Source organism: Pseudomonas sp. LH1G9, from assembly GCF_002949975.1.
GTDB classification, from domain to species: Bacteria; Pseudomonadota; Gammaproteobacteria; order Pseudomonadales; family Pseudomonadaceae; genus Aquipseudomonas; species Aquipseudomonas veronii.
This window is the reverse complement of record NZ_CP026880.1, coordinates 236276-255246: the sequence shown is the minus strand read 5'-3', so window position 1 is coordinate 255246 and position 18971 is coordinate 236276. Positions and strand designations below refer to the sequence as shown.

The following is an 18971-nucleotide window of genomic DNA, read 5'->3' as shown; positions in this document are numbered from 1 at the left end:
AGCGGCGACGACGAGCGAGTGATCGGCATTCTAACGACAGGCCGGAAGCCGATATTTCCTCAATGCGACAACAATTTACAGAAGCACCGAGAAAGCGGTTCCAGCACATTGACAGCCCCTGTTTTTTATGCAGAGACAAAAGATATTAAACCTGTTGATACTGCAAATAGCGGGCCTATTATTCGCAAACCCTTCTAGCACGGCAAGTCTGGCGTTTAATCTAATACTGGGAGCTGTCTAAAACGCGGCTTTTCGGTGCAAACCCGTAGCACTTTGCCTCATGTTCGGGCGAAGGGTTACACATTTGCGCCGCTCGGTAACATTCAGAAACGTCCTCTGCGATAAACCGATATTTATTGGACTGCGGGTTGTGTAGACCCATGTGGGAGGGGGCTTGCCCCCGATGGCGGTGGATCAGTCACTGATCAGTTGGCTGAAGACCGCTATCGGGGGCAAGCCCCCTCCCACATGGGATCTTCAGTGGCTTTGAGAGACCACAAACATGGGATCTTCAGTGGTTTTGAGAGACCACAAAAAAGCCCCACCCGGCTTACGCCGAATGGGGCTCTGTCCCACCTACCCGTCTTACGCGACGTTCATGGTCTTGTGGGTCTCAATCAAATGCGCCACCACACTTGGGTCGGCCAGGGTGGAGATATCGCCCAAGCCATCGTACTCAGCCGTGGCAATCTTGCGCAGAATACGTCGCATGATTTTGCCCGACCGCGTCTTCGGCAAGCCCGGTGCCCACTGGATCACGTCCGGCGAAGCGATCGGCCCGATTTCCTTGCGCACCCAGTTCTTCAGTTCCAGGCGCAGCGCTTCGGTCGGCTCTTCACCATTTTTCAGGGTGACATACACATAGATGCCCTGGCCTTTGATGTCGTGCGGCACACCCACCACCGCCGCTTCGGCGACTTTCGGGTGGGCGACCATGGCGCTTTCGATCTCGGCGGTCCCCATACGGTGGCCAGACACGTTCAACACGTCATCCACACGGCCGGTGATCCACCAGTAGCCATCTTCATCGCGACGGGCGCCGTCACCGGTGAAGTACATGCCCCGGAAGGTCTTGAAGTAGGTATCGACGAAACGGTCATGGTCGCCGTACAGGGTACGGGCCTGGCCTGGCCACGAATCGAGGATCACCAGGTTGCCTTCGGCAGGGCCTTCGATGATGTTGCCCAGGTTATCCACCAAGGCCGGCACCACACCGAAGAACGGCCGTGCCGCCGAACCTGGCTTGAGCGCATGGGCGCCCGGCAGCGGGCTCATCAGGGTGGCGCCGGTCTCGGTCTGCCACCAGGTATCGACGATCGGGCAACGGGATTGGCCGACGTTCTTGTAGTACCAGTCCCACGCTTCCGGGTTGATCGGCTCACCCACCGAACCCAGTAGGCGCAAGCTGCTGCCATCAACGCCTTCGCAGGCGGCGGTGCCGGAAGCCATCATCGCGCGGATCGCCGTCGGCGCGGTGTAGAGAACATTGACCTTGTGCTTGTCGACGATCTTGCCCACCCGAGTGATGTCCGGGTAGTTAGGCACGCCTTCGAACATCAGCGTGGTCGCGCCATTGGCCAGTGGCCCGTAGACGATATAGGTGTGGCCGGTGATCCAGCCGACGTCAGCGGTACACCAGAAGATTTCGCCCGGACGGTAGTCGAATACGCGCTCATGGGTCAGGGCCGCATACAACAAGTAGCCGCCAGTGGTGTGCTGCACGCCTTTAGGCTTGCCGGTGGAGCCGGAGGTATAAAGGATGAACAGCGCTTCTTCGGCGCCCATCTCTTTCGGCGCGCACACGGTGCCCGCCACTTTCATCAGGTCTTCGTACCAGATGTCGCGATGCTGGTTCCACTTGATGCTGCCACTGGTGCGCTTGCACACGATGACTTTCTGGACGCTGTTGGTTTCCGGGTTGGTCAGAGCGTCGTCGACGTTGGCCTTCAACGGAATCTTCTTACCGGCGCGCACACCTTCGTCGGCGGTGATCACCACTTTCGACTTACAGTCGATGATGCGACCGGCCAAGGCCTCCGGCGAGAAACCGCCAAACACCACCGAGTGGATCGCACCGATGCGGGCACAGGCCAGCATGGCGACCGCAGCTTCGGGGATCATTGGCATATAAATAGTCACCACGTCGCCGCGGTGTATGTCCTGGCCACGCAGGGCGTTGGCAAACTTGCAGACTTGTTCGTGCAACTCGCGGTAGGTAATGGTGCGGCTGTCGGCAGGGTCATCGCCCTCCCAGATGATCGCCGCCTGGTCGCCGCGCTCGGCGAGGTGACGGTCCAGGCAGTTGTAGGAAACGTTCAAGGTGCCATCGGCAAACCACTTGATGTCGACATGGTGATCGTCGAATGAGGTCTGCTTCACCGTGGTGAAAGGCTTGATCCAGTCAAGACGCTTGGCTTGCTCACGCCAGAAACCATCGGGGTTGACCACCGACTGCTGGTACATGGCCTTGTAGGTCGCCTCGTCAGTCAGCGTGTTGGCTACTGTTTCGGGGCGAACGGGGTACAGGGAAGCCGCACTCATCTTTCTTACCTCGGTGAAATAGTTGTTTTTGTATGACCCCAGTTGTAGCCGGGGTCAGCCTATAGAACCATTCGACGATGGTAGTAACAAGACCCTACAAATTGCTCTGTTATCTCCTTCCCCCCTCTGGCCCGTAGCCTGCGGCGCTTGGCGGACACGTAAAAAAACCTGCGAGGGGGGATTATTACAAAAACCACCAATAGTGTTTATCAAAAGCACGGGTATATGAATATAACCCGCAGGCCTAAAATCGACTCCGCCAACAAGGCAACCAGATTAACAACGTAACAGCCCCCACGAAGGCACGTTAATCCGAAGTAAACACCCCTAAGTTACACACGAGGCCTCCAAAGGGCCCCGTGACCCCTTTCGCACTGAAGAAGGTAAAAAGAGAAATGAAAGCTTTATTAGTTATGGCCCTCAGCAGCTTGTGCGCCACCGCCGCCCTGGCCGAGGAAGCCCCGACTGACGTAGCCGGCCAGAACGCTCCGATTGTTGAAGACTACACCTACAGCACTCACCTGGACGTCGCCAAAGTAGTCTCCATGAGCACCATTCCAGATGTATGCGAAGTCGTACCGGTAAAAATGGAATATGAAGACTCCAAAGGTCAGCGCCACATTCTTAACTACCATGTGATGGGTAACGGTTGCTCTAACGGATAACAACTTCGTTAGTTCACATTGACCGTGATCTTATTCGCCGCAAGAAATTGTTCTTGCGGCCAAAAACCCGCCTCCCACTCCCCCGCTCAAAAAACCTCGCCAGCCCCCGCAATAAATAGCCCACCGTCCGTCAAAAAAATCCTCCTGCACCAACCCCCTGTAAACCCTCGCTCTGGCTCGAATACCAGGCGTTTTGTCAGCAATCCGAGCGCATCTGCCACAACACAAAGCCGTTTTTTTCCCTATAATGCGCGGGTAAATCGGGCCTGCAATATCCCTTTACACTGGGATGAAGAGCCGACCTGAGGCCTCCGCAGGAGCATGCATCTATCGCTCCGCCCCTCAAGCCTCACGCAGAGCACCCGTTCACCCCATTGCGTTTAATGCCTGCGCTAGCTGTTGCAACAAACGATTCCTTAAGATCCACCGCGGCCCGAGGGCCGTGTGAACCCCCAACCATCCGGTTTCACACGGGCACCTTCGAGCCCTCACGCAGGAGACGACACGTCATGCTGAGCTGGGACGAATTCGACAAAGAAGAAGACGGCGAAGTCGCCGTCAAAGGCGCCAACGCCGGCCACGCCACCGAAGCCAACATGGACCGCCTCGACGGTGCCGGCGCCGCTGCCGCCATCGAAGCCCGCGCCGTCACCGCCAACGACTCCGCCGCCATCGTGCGCGCCAAGGCTGCCCTCGACAAACTCGACATCGCCGAAGGCCTCGCCGAACTCGAAGGCGCTTCCGCCCGCGTCGCTGTCGACGAAAAGCGCATGATCAACTGCCGCGCCGACCTCAACCAGCTCGTGCCCTTCAAGTACGACTGGGCCTGGCAGAAATACCTCGACGGCTGCGCCAACCACTGGATGCCGCAAGAGGTCAACATGACCGCCGACATCGCGCTGTGGAAAAACCCCGAAGGCCTGACCGACGACGAGCGTCGCATCGTCATGCGCAACCTCGGTTTCTTCTCCACCGCCGACTCGCTGGTCGCCAACAACCTGGTCCTGGCCGTGTACCGCCTGATCACCAACCCGGAGTGCCGCCAGTACATCCTGCGCCAGGCCTTCGAAGAGGCGATCCACACCCACGCCTACCAGTACTGCATCGAATCGCTGGCCATGGATGAAGGCGAAATCTTCAACATGTACCACGAGATCCCATCGGTCGCGAAAAAAGCCGCCTGGGGCCTGAAATACACGCGCTCCATCTCCGACCCGAAATTCGAAACCGGCACCGTCGACACCGACAAAGAACTGCTGCGCAACCTGGTGGCCTACTACTGCGTATTGGAAGGCATCTTCTTCTATTGCGGCTTCACCCAGATCCTCTCCATGGGTCGTCGCAACAAAATGACCGGCGTGGCCGAGCAGTTCCAGTACATCCTGCGCGACGAGTCGATGCACCTGAACTTCGGCATCGACGTGATCAACCAGATCAAAATCGAAAACCCACACCTGTGGGACGCCGAGATGAAGGAAGAAGCGACCCAGATGATCCTGCAAGGGACCCAACTGGAGATCGAATACGCGCGCGACACCATGCCACGCGGTGTACTCGGCATGAACGCGGCGATGATGGAGGACTACCTCAAGTTCATCGCTAACCGTCGTCTGTCGCAGATCGGTTTGAAGGAAGAGTATCCAGGGACGACTAACCCGTTCCCATGGATGAGCGAGATCATGGACTTGAAGAAAGAGAAGAATTTCTTTGAGACCCGTGTGATCGAGTACCAGACTGGCGGTGCGTTGAGCTGGGATTGATTTTAACGGTACAAAGGAGCTGCCCATTGGCAGCTCTTTTTTTTGCAAAAAACTCAGTGATTTGGAACAGCAGATGGATTACCTGTAATCCGGCCAAATCCCCATCAGAACGCCAGCATCAAGGGTGACGGTGCCCGCATATTTGTGCCAACGAAGCCTCTATGCCACCCTCTTTAGCCCTCGCACTTAAACCAAGTCCGCAGGCTGCATCGGCAGGATGATTTTTCCAACGTTTTCAGACGACTCCATTCGGCGATGGGCATCGGCCGCGCGTGACAGCGGGAAAGTACTGTCGACGACCGGCTCCAAACTTCCAGCGCCATCGAAGCGATCAAGCCAATACTCGCGAAAGCGCTTGATCATGTCGTGCTTCTCCGGCTGTGTACGCGACTTCATGACTGTACCGATGATTTGCAAGTGACGGTAAAGAATGTGTTCCAGTTCTACGCTCACCTTACCGCCTCCGCCCAGGATACCGACCTGAACAAGTCGGCCGCCATGAGCGAGAGAAGCGATGTTGCGTGCAAAGTAGGGCTCGCCAATGAAATCGATGACGACATCAACGCCTCGACCATTGGTTTTGGCTGCGATGACTTCAGCAAAATCCTGCGTCCTGTAATCAATGGCAATATCCGCGCCTAAATGCTCGACACGCGCCAGCTTGCTGCCCTCGGTTGTCGCATACACCGTCGCCCCGGTGGCGTAGGCCAGTTGAACGGCGGCAGATCCCACACCGCCTGCGGCGGCGTGGATCAATACCGAGTCGCCGGACTTGAGCCGAGCCAGGTGCATCATCGCTTCATGGGCCGTGACGAAGACCTCGGGAATAGCCGCGGCATGCACATAGTCCAGCTGCGCAGGGATATGCATGGCCATGCGGTAATCGATACGCGCAAGCTCGGCATAGGCCCCACCTCCGACGACCCCCATCACTCGATCTCCAACCTCGAAACCCGCGACCAAATCACCTTTGCCAATCACCTCACCGGCGATCTCCAGCCCGATGATCAGCGAGTCACCGAAATTCGGATGGCCGTAGCCACCCGTTCGATGTGTCAGGTCCGCACGGTTCACGCCAGCGGCATAGACACGTACCAGCAAGTCGGTTGGGCGCAGGTGTGGATTGGGAGCATCTGCCAGTTCAAGTACGTCCGCCGCGCCGAATGCTCTGATGCTGATGGCTTTCATGATCAGTTTTTCTCCGGTTCGGTAAACGTGGCATTAGCGATAGCAGAGGCGGTAATGGCGCCTGGAAAGCCTACGTAGAACGCCAGGTGAGTGATCGCGGCGGCGATTTCGTCATGGGTCACCCCGTTGCTCAGCGCCCGTCGCAGATGCGCGGGCAACTCTTCAGAGTGACCACCGGCAATCAATGCGGCCACTGTGATCAGGCTGCGGTCGCGTGGGGACAATGCCGGATCGCTCCAGATCTGCGGATACAGCGTCGAATCAACGAATTGCGACAGCTTTGGGGTAAACGCCCGAGCCGCTTCACGAGGACTGCTGAAATTGAGATTGGACATGATGCTGTCTCCTTAAACCTGGCTGATGAATTTGTGGGTGAGGTAGTGCTCGATGCCTTCAATGCCACCTTCCGAACCGTGGCCGCTTTCTTTCATGCCGCCGAAGGGAAGTTCTGTGGCGACGATGCGGTATTGGTTGATCCCGATCATCCCGGCCTCTAACCCGTCAGCGACGTCAATGGCCGTTCGAGCACTCGACGTGAACGCGTAGGCTGAAAGCCCGTAAGGCAGACGATTGGCCTCCTTCAAACCATCAGCCAAGTGATCGAATGGCATCAGCACGGCGATAGGCCCGAAGGGTTCTTCATGCATGACTCGGGCATGCATAGGCACGTCCGCCAACACGGTGGGCTCAAAAAAGTAGCCGCTGCATTCCAGGCGTTTACCACCGGCCAACACGCGTGCGCCTTTGGCAACGGCATCTGCCACCAGCTCTTCCATCTTGGCCAACTGCCGTGGATTGGCGAGCGGCCCAACCTGGGTGCCGGGCGTCAGGCCATCGCCAATGTTCAACGCGAGGGTGGCCGTCACAAAGTGCTCAACAAACGTTTCATAGACGCCACGCTGAATCAGAAAGCGCGTTGACGAGATGCAGACTTGGCCAGTCCCGCGGAACCGATTGGCAACGCCTTCGACGGCTGCTTTTTCGATTTCTGCGTCATCGAATACCAGCACCGGCCCGTGTCCTCCCAGTTCAAGGGTGATGGGCTTGACGCCCTCGGCAGCACGAGCGGATAGCAGCCGACCGATGGGAACCGAACCGGTAAAGGTCACCTTGCGAATGATGGGAGAAGCGATCAGGTGGCTGGAAACTTGGTCCGGCACACCAAAGACCACTTGCAACACGCCTTTAGGCAATCCTGCATCGTCGAGAGCACGCGCCAGGGCCAGCGCGGTGGAGGGGCTTTCTTCCCCTGGCTTTAGGATGACACTGCAACCTGCGGCCAAGGCTGCCGAGAGCTTACGGGCGGGTGTAATGGCCGGGAAATTCCAGGGCGTGAACGCAGCGACCGGGCCGATGGCTTGGCGTTTTACCATTTGCAGCACACCGGGACGATTGGCCGGGACTACACGCCCATCGATACGGCGCGCGCTTTCGGCAAACCACTCGAAGTACTCAGCCGCACGCGTGACCTCATCCAGGCTTTCCGCAAGCGGTTTGCCTTCTTCCAGCGTCATTTGCTCGGCGATGTGTGGGGCCCGTTCCAGGATGAGATCGGCAGCGCGTTTGAGAATTTTTGCGCGCTTGTCGGGTACGGTCTGGCGCCATTGTTCAAAGCTCTGTTGAGTCACTTCGAGCGCGTGATCGAGGTCGCCTGCGGTGGCGAGTGGAACACGCCCGATCTCACGTGCGGTTGCGGGGTTGACGACAGCGGCGGTCGCGCGTCCTTCGGCACTGATCCATTCACCACCGATAAAGAGATAAAGCGGGTCGTAAGACGTGTTCATGAGGTTGCCCTTCAGTTGGTTTATCAACAAGTTCGTACAAGACTCAGCGCCTGGGTTGCCGTGTCCAGGCGCCCTGTGCAACCAAGTCTATGGAGTACAAACCGTTTGATTTAGCCGACCAGAAGGGAATCATTGTTGTGCCTGGAGGTAATATCGAGCACCGCCAGGAGCGTGTAGCATCTGCAAATACCGCTCACGTCATGCGGCAATGACAACCTGGCTCGTCGCTCCAGGCTTGATTGTTTTTTGGGGTGGGGACTTCTGCAGTGAAGAACGTTTGCAATCAGATCGACAGGTAGAGTTGGATGGATAAGCTTACGAACATGTCCGTGTACGTCAAAGTTGTTGAGATGGGCAGTTTTACTGCGGTGGCTAACCATCTGGACTCTACGGTCGGCAATGTCTCGCGTGCGGTTTCCGCGCTTGAAAACGTGCTCGACGCCCGCCTGTTACAGCGCTCGACCCGCCGCCTTTCGGTGACAGACGCTGGCCGGCGCTTTTATGAGCGCTGTACCAAAATTCTGGCAGACCTTGAAAATGCAGAAGCCGAAGCAAGCAACGCCGCGCTGAAACCCAGGGGGACGTTGCGTGTGCATTGTGTGCCGGGGCTAGCACGGCAGTTGGTTACTTCAGCCGTGCTGGATTACCGCCGGGAATTCCCCGATGTCACCGTGGACTTAATGCTTTCTCAGCGAATGCCTAACCTCCTGGAAGACCAACTGGACGTCTCGATTCTGATTGCCCGAACGCTGCCAGATTCAGCGTATGTCAGCCAAAAGATCGGCATCAGCCATTGTGTGCTGGTTGCGTCTCCAGCATATCTGGAGCAACACGCTGCCCCTGTAACGCCAGAAGATCTCAGCGATCATCAGTGTTTGCTGTTGGGCACCGTCGATTATGTGCGGGATGAATGGCAATTAAAGAGCAAGACCGGGGATGCGCTATTTACCCCCAAGGGCCCGAGTTTCAGCGTCAATGATATGGACGCAATGGCAGTCGCCATTCGAGAGGGAGCAGGCATAGGTTTGCTGGCCGGTTTTTCAGCCATTGAGGACTTGCGTTCAGGCAGGCTCGTGCGTGTTTTGCCCGAGTACCATACCTACGAGCGTAATGTTTACGCCGTCTACACATCACGTCAGTTCATCGATGCAAAAGTTACTCGATTCATCGATACGTTAAAAAATCGGGTCGGTACTGAGCTGATGATGACCGCTCAGGAGCTCATCGCTTGAAGGACGCCAACCAAGGCCCGACGGGGAGGCTGTATCAGGATGGGTGCCTTCCTCATTTCGAGGCATTTCGAAACAGAAGACGCTAAAGACAATCAGGCGGGCTAAGGTTCGGTCATACCACTTGAAGTGTTTGTTTTGCCATTTTTTGCAGTCCATCACGAAGGGTTCGGATCGCATCACCAATGCTGTAGCCTTGTCCGCCAATTGCTATCAGCGCTGTCACCGCTCGAATGACCGGGATGAATTCACCGCCGGGCTCTACTCGACAATCGGCCGATTGATACAGGAGTAAACTCTTGCGGTCACAGCTGATGCATTCTCAATCAATACTAGCCAGGACCGAGGCCACCCCGTGAACCCAGATATGCTCGAAGCCGGCCCCGTGGATGCCAAAGTACTTTCCGTCTTTGACTTCGACGGCACCCTGACCCATCACGACAGTTTCGTGCCCTTCCTCAAGTTTGCCTTTGGCGCCGGCGAGTTCTATGGCCGGATGGTCAAGCTGGCGGTGCCTGGGCTGCGGTTTCTGGTGCGGCAGATCAGCCGGGACGAGTTGAAGGCGCAGTTGATCCGCACCTTTATGACCGGGGTGGAGAAGGCGTGGGTGCAGCAGAAGGCCGAGGAGTACTGCCAGCGCAGTTGGGCGCGGTTGATGCGGCCGGCGGGGGTGTTGTCGGTGGAGCAGGAGCTGGGCTCGGGGGCGGTGGTGACGTTGTGTTCGGCGTCGCCGGCGTTGGTGCTGCAGCCGTTTGCCGATCGGCTTGGGATCAAGTTGATCGGGACCGAGCTTGAGGTGGTCGACGGCGTGTTGACCGGCAAGCTCACCGGGAACAACTGCCGGTGCGAGAACAAGGTGCTGCGACTTGAAGCGGTGTATGGCGACCTGGGGGAGTATCGGCTCAGGGCCTGGGGCGATACGCGTGGGGACCGGGAGTTGTTGGCGGCGGCGCAGGACGCGCATTTTCGGCATTTTCATGGGAAGAAGCAGCAGGCCAGGTTGCAGCGCTGATAGGGGCGGTGGGGGATGCCATCGCAGCCTCGCTGGGATACGCGAGGTTGCGGTTTCCTAGCGACATCTGCGTAATATCCGGCTATCAATAGCCAAACCTCTCACGGACCCGAGCCCATGAAATTCGACACGGCCTACAGCCTGAGTCTCGACGACAAGCTGTCGATCTACGACGTGCGAGAGTTGAATTTCGACGAAACCGACGCCTACGACTCCGACACGGACCGTTTCCTCTGCCCCAACGACACATGCCGCGCGGCCTTTGACGCAGGCAATGTGCTGAGCACGTTCAACGCAAAAAACGTCAACTACCGACGCACCCCGCATTTCAAGAACACCCCAGGCACCCGGCACATCGAGGGTTGCCGTTACGCCAGCAGCCACAAGCCGGCCACGGGCGAAAGTGAGGACGAGCGCGAGGAACACTTCCCATCGGAATTCGTCCTGACCCGGCGCACCTACCCGCGTAAAACCCCGCAGGCCGGCACTGACGGGCAAGTCCCACAAGCCCCGGCGAAGCCCCCTTCAACCCGCACCAGCGCGTCTGTCGGCGCCAACGACACCACCCCGGATAAAACCAGCGTGTTCGCACACCCGGTGGAATGTTATGTGTCGAACCTCGACGACAAGGACAAGCTCAAGGCGATGCCCTTGAAGATCGGCGACCATACCGCGACGTACTGGACGTTTTTCAAGAAGATCGAGTACCTGCAGGACAATCAGGGCCTGATCTACTGGGGCCGGATCAAAGCGATCAAGGACTACACCAACAGCTTTCGCATCGACTTCGAAAAGAAGGTTTGGCTCGACAAGAAGCCCTATTCGGTCAACGTCTACCTGAGCAAGAAACTCATCGAGAATTACCGCAAGCGCACAGCGTTCCTCGAGCAGATCAAGGCCGCGGCCAGCAGCGCACGGCCGTTATATTGCTTCTTTTACGGGGTGACGCCGACACTTAGACAGGTGCCCAGCAAGAAAAACCCCGAGCAGACGTTTGGGGTGTTCAGCGCCGATATCGAGAATCTGGATCATTTGATTATTCGCGAAGTGCCAGCGGCTGAGGCGGGTTAGCCGAGACCGTGCCCGACCTCGCACACGAATACCCTCGTGCAAGCCTCAAAATAGAACGGTGTCGGCGCCGGAGAAAATTCCAGTTGATGAGCGGTCAAAACAACTGTACAAAAACACAGTATAGTTTGTCCTCCCCGTCGAACCCTGGAGACACCCCATGTCCTCTCTGGCAATGAGCTCTTTCGTAGAACAGCAGATCGTCCTGCATCAATTCACCGCCAAGCACAGCGTGCAGGCCCGCGTCATGCTCGGCTGGAGCCGCGAAGAGCTGTCGCGCCAGGCCGGTGTGACGGTGGATGCGATTCAACGGTTTGAAACCCAGGGCGCCGTGGAGGATGACGTGCGCCTGACCCTGGCGTTTCGCCTGGAAGCCGAGGGGTTGGTGTTTTTCCCAGGGTTTGCGCCTGGCTGGGGGATGCGTGCGCGCAAGTTGGGAGCCGCCGCAACGGAACCCGCTGCACAAAACATCCTGTCTCGATTGATGGGTTCAACAGCGGCGTCAATTGATTCACCAACCCCGCAGGCGCAGTAAGGCGCTGAGTGCGAACCCCAACGTTGGCCACGCCAGGGTGTGAACATTGCCTGACAGCTTAGAGGCTGGGCTTGGCGACCTTCTGTGCCGCCTGCTCATAGCCATGGCCCACAGCAAGCAGTGTGGGTTCAGACCCACGGGCACCAAAGAAGTACGCACTGGTCGGCACGCCGTCCTCATTCTTCCCGGATGGCACGCTGATCCCTGGGTAACCGGCCACCGCAACCGCGAAGTAGCTGTTCGTATCAAAGTCCGACACCATGGCGTCGAGGTTTTCCTGCGCGATCAGTTCATCCACCGTGCCACGAAAATCCTCGATCATTGCGTCCCATAACGGCTGGCGCTCATCGGCGGTGAGGGTGGACGCGTTGATCTCCTTGAGTGTCGGTTGGTGATCGGTGTCGGTGCCATCGCGCTTTTCATTGAACGCGATCAACTCGGACACCGACTTGACCGGCAACCCCTCGCGCTTGGCCAGGTAGTCGTTCAACTCATCCTTCACATCGGCGTACAAGAGTTCGCCATAGCGTGATGCGTCGGCCAAGCGCATATCGACCGGCACCAGAACCGCGCCTTGCGCGCGAAGCACTTCAAGCGTCTTGCGAAATTGCGGACTGTTGTCCACCGGTAAGCTTTCGCCATTCGCGGAAAAGGTCACGGGATAGCCGATACGTTTGTCCTGCAACGCACCGGGCTTGAGCAACGCGGTGTAATCAATTCCTTGGGGCGCATCCACACTGGCGGCATCATGAGGGTCCCTGCCCGACATCGCATTAAGCATCAACGCAGCATCAAACACCGAACGCGTCATCGGGCCCGGCGTGTCCTGCCGATGACTGGCTGGAATGATGCCGCTGCGGCTCAACAAACCCACGCCGGGCTTGAAACCGACCACCCCGTTGAACGCCGCCGGCACGATGATCGAGCCATTGGTCTCGGTGCCCACCGCCAAGGGAGCGAAGCCTGCGGCGACCGCGGCGGCCGACCCCGAACTCGAACCACCCACCTCTGCGCCCGCTTGATGCGGGTTACGCGTCTGCCCGCCCCGCCCACTCGAACCATCGGGGCCACCGCGAAAGCCCGCCAGTTCAGTCAAGTTGGTTTTACCCAGGATCACGGCCCCCTGCTCGCGCAAGCGCTCGACGATGAAGGCATCCTTGGGCGCCGCACTGCCCACCAAGCCAAAGGCGCCAGCGCTGGTTTGCTGGGTATCTCCCGTCTCGATAGTGTCCTTGAGTAACACGGGAATGCCATGCAGCGGGCCACGCACCTTGCCATTGGCGCGCTCCAGATCGAGCTCGCGGGCGATCTGCAAGGCCTCGGGGTTCAGTTCAATGATCGAGCTCAATTTGGGGTCCAGCTTGTGAATGCGCTCCTGCAGGTAACTGACCAGATTCGCCGAAGTGAGCCCACCCGGCCGGGCCATTTGCTCGCCGAGCTCACGCACGCTGGCGTATTCCGTTCCCGGGGGAACCGGCGCTGAAGCCCCCGATGAAGACTGCGCAGGCAGCACTCGCTGCACCTGGTGAACAAACACACCCATGCCATAACCAATACCCAACATGAAGCACCTCCCGGAAGGCGTAAGAAGTGATGAAGGACCCACATTGATCCGTACACCAGTCTAAAAACCCCACTCGTTCCAGGCTGCGCGACGCAGGTTGTTCAAACCGTGGGATTGTTCAGCGCAGTTGGTAGCTTTGCCTACCCATTAGTCAGGCCACGGGCGTTGCGATAGCCCTGCACCAGCACCTTCAGCGAGTCTTTCGACCACTGCGCGCCATAGAACCATAGCGTCGCCCCGTCCCCCAGCGGCTCACCAAGGCTCGGGTAGCCACTCCAGCACGCGGCATGGAATGCAGCGCTATGGCTCTCGGACACTAGCGCATCCAGCCGATATTCACTCACACGCTCATCGATTTCATTGCGCGAATGCAGGGTGAAGCGCAGGCCGTCATCAGCCCGCTCTGCCGGCACCGCCACCAGCTGGGCACCGGCCTGACGCAGGAAACCCAACGCTTCCAGGAAGGATGCGCTGTGTTCAATCAGCTCCTGATCATTGCCACGCACAAGGCGGTCGGCGAACCCCACGCGAGTGCCCGCCAACGTGTAGGGGACGGCGCAATTGCTGGAGTGTTGCACCAAGGCAGCTTCCACCTTGCCCGATTCAGTGGGCTCGACCCCACTCAAGGCGATCAATGACAGCGCGGGGTCGCGCACAGGTTTCAGAGGCAGGGCCGGCACGTTATAGCCAGGGATTACAACGCCGGCACCAAGATGTGCATCGGGGACGTAGCCGATGCCCAGTGCCGTCGTGGTCCCCGTTTCGACGTGAGCGTTGGAGGGCGCCTGCGCCAAACAAACCGGTTCCGCAGAGGGGGGTAAAAACGCTTCCCGCCGACAAGACATAGGCGATAGCAAAGACTTCCCACATTTATTGTCCATCAGAGCCGACTCCCGGAAATTGACCTTCCCGAGATCATCGCACTCTCATCTGGCGTTTGTCGTAGGCCTGCAACACCTTGAAAATTCCTTTTTTTCCGATTTTCCCAACCGTCAGTTCACAAGCGCTTCCTTACCGCTCTGAACCTCCACCTCCAACCACCACGCGACACCTCGCGCGGGCTGGCTCAAACTGAACGCCTGCCCCATGGCCGGTGTGGTAATCGACACGTTGCGCTCCCACGCCAACGCCATGATACGGTCGAAAGGCTCGTGCCAGGCATGGAAGGCCAGGTCGAAGGTGCCATTGTGAATCGGCAGCAGCCAGCGGCCTTTGAGGTCGATGTGCGCCTGCAGGGTTTGCTCCGGTTGCATGTGTACATGGGGCCAGTCGACGTTGTAAGCACCGGTTTCCATCAGCGTCAGATCAAACGGCCCGTACTGTTCGCCGATGCGTTTGAAGCCGTCGAAATAACCGGTGTCGCCGCTGAAAAACACGCGACGCGCGCCATCGATCATCACCCAGGAACACCACAGCGTCTGGTTGCTATCAAACAAACCACGCCCGGAAAAATGCTGCGCGGGAGTGGCGACAAAATGAATGCCATCGACTTCACTGCCCTGCCACCAATCCAACTGCCGCACTTGGCTGGCGTCCACACCCCACTTCACCAGGATGTCGCCGACGCCCAGCGGCGCAAGGAAGTAGCGGGTCTTGTCGGCCAGTTGGATGACGGCCTTGCGGTCGAGATGGTCGTAATGGTTGTGGGAAAGAATCACCGCTTCCAACGGCGGCAGGTCTTCGAGACTGATCGGCGGCGCATGGAATCGCTTGGGGCCGGCCCAACTGAACGGCGAAGCGCGCTCGGCGAATACCGGGTCGGTCAGCCAGAATTTGCCGCGCATTTTCAGCAGCACGGTGGAATGCCCCAGGCGGAACACACTGTGGTCGGGGGCGGCCGACAGCTGTTCGCGGGTCAGCGAATGTACCGGAATCTCCCCCACCGGCCGCGTGCTGCGCGGCTTGTGAAACAGCATCTTCCAGAAAATGCGCAAGGTTCTGCCGAAGCCGGCGCGCTGTACGGGAGCATGGTTACTGAAGGTGCCTTGCTCCTGTTCGGCAGCTTTGCGTACCACAGGCGAGGAATCGAGACGGGTTGAAATCGTGGCCATTACAAGGTGACTCCTACGGACCGCTCATAGAATTACACTGCACAGTGTAGTTTCAAGATTGCAACAAAACCCGGAGCAAGTAAACTACCGAGTGTAATTTTCCTTTTAGAGTCGATCACTGTTCATGACTGCGCCTCAACGCCTCACCCAACGCAAACGCGAAGCCATCCTGGCCGCCGCCATCGCAGAGTTTCGGGTCAATGGGTTCGAGGTCACCAGCATGGACAGGATCGCCGCCACCGCCGGCGTTTCCAAGCGCACGGTGTACAACCACTTCCCCAGCAAAGAAGAGTTGTTCGCCGAAATTCTCAACCAACTCTGGGCCAGCAGCGTCGCGCAACTCGACGTGAGCTACGCCGGCGACCGCCCGTTGCGTGAACAACTGCGCGGGTTGCTGGAAGCGAAGATGAAGATGATGTCGGACGTTAACTTCCTCGACCTGGCCCGGGTCGCCATCGCCGCCACCATTCACTCGCCGGAACGCGCCCAGGACATGGTCAACCGCTTGAGCATGCGCGAAGAAGGTTTCACTCAATGGGTGCGCGCCGCCCAGGAAGACGGCCGGCTCACATGTACCGACCCGGCCTTCGCCGCGCACCAGATTCAAAGCCTGCTCAAGGCGTTCGCCTTCTGGCCGCAGATCACCCTCGGCCAACCCACCCTCGACGCCGCCGACCAAGCCCGCGTGATCGAGTCGGCAATCGATATGTTTCTGGCCTGCTACGACGCCGATACTCGCCGCCCGCAGTAAACGACCGTTGCAGACGCGACATACCTGGTCGTTTTTGGCCTATTTGCCCTCTGTTTTGCGCGAATGGCCTGGAAGGACACTGATTATTCCTACATGAATAATCGACAATATTCACACACATTATCCGATCAACGGTTATCCCTGCACACGCGCGCGGCTGAATCTGTGAAAAAGAGCTGACCTGGGAATCTATGGAAAACAGACGAGGCAAAGGGCTTTCATTTGCCAGGCGTATTTACAAGCCAAGGATCATCGGCCTGGGTATCGGCTGCATCAGTGTCATCGGCGGCTTGTACCCGCTCGCGATGCCGGGCTGGGTGTGGGCGTTCCTGCTGTTCAATGGGTTGGCGTGGGCACATGTGGCGTACCAACTGTCAATCCGCTCACCCTTCCCCTACCACGCCGAACAGCGCAACATTTTGTATGACTCGTTGTGCGGTGGTTTCTGGGCCGCCGCTGCCCAGTTCACGCCGCTGACGGCCGTGACCATCCTCTCGATGATGACCATGAACAACTTCGCCGCCGGCGGCAAGCGCCTGTTCCTGCGCGGTTTGCTCGCGCAAGGGGTGGGGATCGGGGTGGCATGGGCGCTGTTCGGCGTGCGGTTCAACGCCGACGTCAGCCTGCTGCAGGTCTACACCTGCCTGCCGATGTTGACGTTGTACCCCATGGCCATCGGCATGGTCTGCTACGAGTTGGCGATCAAACTGTCGGAACACAAACGTGCCCTCAGCGCCCTGAGCCGCACCGACAGCCTCACCGGCCTGCTCAACCACGGTTCCTGGAAAGATCTGCTGCACCTCAAGTTCCACAAGTGCCGGCAGCAGCAAAGCCACGCCACCATCGCGCTGATCGATATCGATCACTTCAAACAAATCAATGACACTCACGGCCATATCGTCGGCGATGCCGTACTGCGCCAACTGAGCCTGGAGATACGGCGCAACCTGCGCGAAAACGATCTGGCCGGACGCTACGGGGGCGATGAGTTCTGTGTGATTCTTCCGCAAATGCCCTTGGAAGAAGCCGCACGGGTGATGGAGCGTATCCGCGAAAACTTCAGTAATTATCGCAACCCGCAGATCCCCGAGTTGCGCGTGAGCCTGAGCATCGGCCTCGCCGATTTCCAACGGATCTTCACCGATGCCGCCACCTGGCTGAACGCGGCGGATCGCGCGCTGTACGCCGCCAAGGACACCGGGCGCAACCGGGTCAATGCGAGTAACTACGCGGTCGCCCATTCCGCCTGAGGCGGTCATACGGCATCTCGTAGGCACCCCAGGTCGTCCTCGGGTTATTCATGCGTAAGACAGGTCGCCAAGGCTATAGTGGCCACCTGTCTTAAACATTGATGACCCGAGTTTGCCATGAGCCCAACCCCCGACAACCCCAAAGCCGTCCCCGTCGATCATCTACGTTTCCATCGACGCCACGCGCACCTGGCGCCGACCTTTGGCAACGACACCTTCGCCCTCAAGGCCGAGGCTTTTGCACGCTTCTTCGGCACGCCGATGTTCCTCGGTGCGCAAACCTTGATCGTGGCCGTGTGGATTGCGCTCAACGTCAGCGGCATCACGCACTTCGACGTCTACCCGTTCATCCTGCTCAACCTGGCCTTCAGCCTGCAAGCGGCCTACGCGGCGCCGCTGATTCTGCTGGCCCAGACACGCCAGGCCGCGCGCGACAAAGCCCAGTCCGACGCCGACGCGCAGCACCGTGAAGCGCTGGCCATCGCCAATGCCGAGCGCCAGGCCGAGGCGCAGAACACCAGCAAACAGCTGCTGGAACTGCTGGAGCAGAACACTCGGCTGACGGAAATGACCAAGCAACTGACCGAGCGCATCGATACCCTGACGTGTGAAATGCATGCGCAGTTTGTGCGAAAACCTTAAGCACCCCATACCTGCCGGTCTCAGGGGCTCAGTCGTACATGCCGCCCCAGTTGATCAAACAGCGTCACCACCGAGCGCAATGCCCGGCAATCGGGGCGCGTCAGCAGCCATAGCGCCGTGTCATGCCCCGCCAACGCGGGGCCCAGCGGTTGCAGGTGTTCATCCAACAGGAAATCCGGCAGCGCCGCCACGCCCAGCCCTGCCCGCACCAGTTCGGTGACCGACAACATGCTGTTGCAGCGATAGCCGGGACGCACACCCGGCAGCTGCGCGCGGCGCCAGACGACGGTGGGATGATCGGGCAGGAAATCATCCGGTGCGATCCAGGCCAGCTCCGCCAGCTCGCGTCCTGCGTGCCGCCGCGCAAAACCTGTGCTCGCGCACACCTGATACCTCACGGTGCCGAGGCAACGTCCGACCAGATGCTGCGGCGGTGTCCGGGTCAGGCGCAAGGCGATGTCGGCATCGCGGCGGCTGAGGTTGGCGAAGTCATTGGAGGTGCTCAGCTCCAGGGTCAGCGCCGGGTAATCCGGCATGAACTGCGCCAGCGCTGGCAACAACAAGCCTTGCAGTACCGAGTCGGTGCAGGTCAGGCGCACGGTGCCGCTGATCACTTCACCGCCTTGCTCGACGCCGACCCGCGCCGCTTCCAGGGCTTGTTCGGCGCGTTCGGCCTGTTGCGCCAGATGACTGGCCAGGCCGGTGGGCAGGTAACCGGCGCGGCTTTTTTCAAACAACGTCTGGCCCAGCGCGGCCTCCAGGCGCCGCACGGCGCGGAACACCGTCGACACATCCACCCGCAACAACGCGGCGGCCCGCGCCAGGGTGCCACCGCGCACCAGGGCGAGGATCAGCGACAGGTCGGGGTAATCGATTCGATAGTGCGTGAGTGCATTGAACATGTGGGAAAACGCCAATATTGATTGCGTGA

Annotated in this window: 17 protein-coding genes; 9 read left to right on the top strand and 8 right to left on the bottom strand. The window is 58.9% G+C overall.

From position 1 onward, the window contains the following. Positions 1-585: 585 nt before the first annotated feature. Positions 586-2541 carry an acetate--CoA ligase gene (acs, locus tag C5F70_RS01225; RefSeq protein ID WP_017849218.1) on the bottom strand — a complete coding sequence of 652 codons (1956 nt, stop codon included), beginning with the start codon at positions 2539-2541 and terminating at the stop codon, positions 586-588. 395 nt (positions 2542-2936) lie between these two features. Between acs and C5F70_RS01220 the strand changes: the two genes are divergently transcribed. Next, the gene (locus C5F70_RS01220) at positions 2937-3206 is read left to right on the top strand and encodes a DUF2790 domain-containing protein (RefSeq protein ID WP_017849219.1); all 270 of its coding nucleotides are present in this window, start codon (positions 2937-2939) and stop codon (positions 3204-3206) included. A 509-nt stretch (positions 3207-3715) separates the two neighbouring features. Then, the gene (locus C5F70_RS01215) at positions 3716-4966 is read left to right on the top strand and encodes a ribonucleotide-diphosphate reductase subunit beta (RefSeq protein WP_104902600.1); all 1251 of its coding nucleotides are present in this window, start codon (positions 3716-3718) and stop codon (positions 4964-4966) included. A gap of 186 nt (positions 4967-5152) precedes the next feature. Here C5F70_RS01215 and C5F70_RS01210 read toward each other — a convergent pair whose 3' ends face one another. From C5F70_RS01210 to C5F70_RS01200, 3 genes are read right to left on the bottom strand one after another with little or no spacing between them, the layout of a single operon-like run. Next, a complete protein-coding gene (locus C5F70_RS01210) occupies positions 5153-6154 on the bottom strand; it encodes an NAD(P)H-quinone oxidoreductase (RefSeq protein WP_104902599.1) in 1002 nt (333 codons plus the stop codon). A gap of 2 nt (positions 6155-6156) precedes the next feature. Then, a complete protein-coding gene (locus tag C5F70_RS01205) occupies positions 6157-6489 on the bottom strand; it encodes a carboxymuconolactone decarboxylase family protein (protein WP_017847243.1) in 333 nt (110 codons plus the stop codon). Between the two features lie 12 nt (positions 6490-6501). Next, positions 6502-7938 carry an NAD-dependent succinate-semialdehyde dehydrogenase gene (locus C5F70_RS01200; RefSeq protein WP_104902598.1) on the bottom strand — a complete coding sequence of 479 codons (1437 nt, stop codon included), beginning with the start codon at positions 7936-7938 and terminating at the stop codon, positions 6502-6504. 305 nt (positions 7939-8243) lie between these two features. Between C5F70_RS01200 and C5F70_RS01195 the strand changes: the two genes are divergently transcribed. The 4 genes from C5F70_RS01195 to C5F70_RS01175 all read left to right on the top strand — a co-directional run bounded on the left by C5F70_RS01195 (position 8244) and on the right by C5F70_RS01175 (position 11782). Then, complete coding sequence (locus tag C5F70_RS01195; RefSeq protein WP_046382319.1) at positions 8244-9170, top strand: LysR family transcriptional regulator; 927 nt, start codon at positions 8244-8246, stop codon at positions 9168-9170. A 364-nt stretch (positions 9171-9534) separates the two neighbouring features. Then, positions 9535-10179: an HAD-IB family hydrolase gene (locus tag C5F70_RS01185; protein WP_017847240.1), complete on the top strand. Its 645-nt coding sequence runs from the start codon at positions 9535-9537 to the stop codon at positions 10177-10179. A 117-nt stretch (positions 10180-10296) separates the two neighbouring features. Then, a complete protein-coding gene (locus C5F70_RS01180; protein ID WP_104902597.1) occupies positions 10297-11250 on the top strand; it encodes a hypothetical protein in 954 nt (317 codons plus the stop codon). Between the two features lie 157 nt (positions 11251-11407). Next, positions 11408-11782, top strand: a complete 375-nt coding sequence (locus C5F70_RS01175; RefSeq protein WP_104902596.1) for a helix-turn-helix transcriptional regulator — start codon at positions 11408-11410, stop codon at positions 11780-11782. 58 nt (positions 11783-11840) lie between these two features. Here the strand turns inward: C5F70_RS01175 and C5F70_RS01170 are convergent, their stop codons facing one another. The 3 genes from C5F70_RS01170 to C5F70_RS01160 all read right to left on the bottom strand — a co-directional run bounded on the left by C5F70_RS01170 (position 11841) and on the right by C5F70_RS01160 (position 15397). Continuing rightward, a complete protein-coding gene (locus C5F70_RS01170) occupies positions 11841-13346 on the bottom strand; it encodes an amidase family protein (protein WP_052743403.1) in 1506 nt (501 codons plus the stop codon). Between the two features lie 140 nt (positions 13347-13486). Then, positions 13487-14140 (bottom strand): hypothetical protein, encoded by a 654-nt coding sequence (locus C5F70_RS01165; protein WP_046489851.1) that lies wholly within the window; start codon positions 14138-14140, stop codon positions 13487-13489. 198 nt (positions 14141-14338) lie between these two features. Continuing rightward, positions 14339-15397 carry an MBL fold metallo-hydrolase gene (locus tag C5F70_RS01160; protein ID WP_104902595.1) on the bottom strand — a complete coding sequence of 353 codons (1059 nt, stop codon included), beginning with the start codon at positions 15395-15397 and terminating at the stop codon, positions 14339-14341. A 124-nt stretch (positions 15398-15521) separates the two neighbouring features. Here C5F70_RS01160 and C5F70_RS01155 point away from each other — a divergent pair, with 124 nt between their 5' ends. From C5F70_RS01155 to C5F70_RS01145, 3 genes are all read left to right on the top strand, one after another. After that, complete coding sequence (locus C5F70_RS01155) at positions 15522-16148, top strand: TetR/AcrR family transcriptional regulator (RefSeq protein WP_017847234.1); 627 nt, start codon at positions 15522-15524, stop codon at positions 16146-16148. Positions 16149-16339: 191 nt separating this feature from the next. Beyond that, entirely contained in the window at positions 16340-17398 is a 1059-nt protein-coding gene (locus tag C5F70_RS01150) for a diguanylate cyclase (RefSeq protein ID WP_017847233.1), read from the top strand. Positions 17399-17515: 117 nt separating this feature from the next. Then, positions 17516-18040: a DUF1003 domain-containing protein gene (locus C5F70_RS01145; RefSeq protein ID WP_017847232.1), complete on the top strand. Its 525-nt coding sequence runs from the start codon at positions 17516-17518 to the stop codon at positions 18038-18040. Between the two features lie 20 nt (positions 18041-18060). Here the strand turns inward: C5F70_RS01145 and C5F70_RS01140 are convergent, their stop codons facing one another. Beyond that, entirely contained in the window at positions 18061-18942 is an 882-nt protein-coding gene (locus tag C5F70_RS01140) for a LysR family transcriptional regulator (protein ID WP_104902594.1), read from the bottom strand. Between the last annotated feature and the right edge of the window lie 29 nt (positions 18943-18971).

Bases quoted from the DNA above. Each gene is read 5' to 3' on its own strand.
- C5F70_RS01170 (WP_052743403.1), bottom strand. From the start codon at position 13,346: ATGTTGGGTATTGGTTATGGCATGGGTGTGTTTGTTCACCAGGTGCAG.
- C5F70_RS01185 (WP_017847240.1), top strand. From the start codon at position 9,535: ATGCTCGAAGCCGGCCCCGTGGATGCCAAAGTACTTTCCGTCTTTGAC.
- C5F70_RS01215 (WP_104902600.1), top strand. From the start codon at position 3,716: ATGCTGAGCTGGGACGAATTCGACAAAGAAGAAGACGGCGAAGTCGCC.
- C5F70_RS01195 (WP_046382319.1), top strand. From the start codon at position 8,244: ATGGATAAGCTTACGAACATGTCCGTGTACGTCAAAGTTGTTGAGATG.
- C5F70_RS01220 (WP_017849219.1), top strand. From the start codon at position 2,937: ATGAAAGCTTTATTAGTTATGGCCCTCAGCAGCTTGTGCGCCACCGCC.
- C5F70_RS01160 (WP_104902595.1), bottom strand. From the start codon at position 15,397: ATGGCCACGATTTCAACCCGTCTCGATTCCTCGCCTGTGGTACGCAAA.
- C5F70_RS01150 (WP_017847233.1), top strand. From the start codon at position 16,340: ATGGAAAACAGACGAGGCAAAGGGCTTTCATTTGCCAGGCGTATTTAC.
- C5F70_RS01205 (WP_017847243.1), bottom strand. From the start codon at position 6,489: ATGTCCAATCTCAATTTCAGCAGTCCTCGTGAAGCGGCTCGGGCGTTT.
- C5F70_RS01155 (WP_017847234.1), top strand. From the start codon at position 15,522: ATGACTGCGCCTCAACGCCTCACCCAACGCAAACGCGAAGCCATCCTG.
- C5F70_RS01145 (WP_017847232.1), top strand. From the start codon at position 17,516: ATGAGCCCAACCCCCGACAACCCCAAAGCCGTCCCCGTCGATCATCTA.
- C5F70_RS01210 (WP_104902599.1), bottom strand. From the start codon at position 6,154: ATGAAAGCCATCAGCATCAGAGCATTCGGCGCGGCGGACGTACTTGAA.
- C5F70_RS01180 (WP_104902597.1), top strand. From the start codon at position 10,297: ATGAAATTCGACACGGCCTACAGCCTGAGTCTCGACGACAAGCTGTCG.
- C5F70_RS01140 (WP_104902594.1), bottom strand. From the start codon at position 18,942: ATGTTCAATGCACTCACGCACTATCGAATCGATTACCCCGACCTGTCG.
- C5F70_RS01175 (WP_104902596.1), top strand. From the start codon at position 11,408: ATGTCCTCTCTGGCAATGAGCTCTTTCGTAGAACAGCAGATCGTCCTG.
- C5F70_RS01200 (WP_104902598.1), bottom strand. From the start codon at position 7,938: ATGAACACGTCTTACGACCCGCTTTATCTCTTTATCGGTGGTGAATGG.
- acs (WP_017849218.1), bottom strand. From the start codon at position 2,541: ATGAGTGCGGCTTCCCTGTACCCCGTTCGCCCCGAAACAGTAGCCAAC.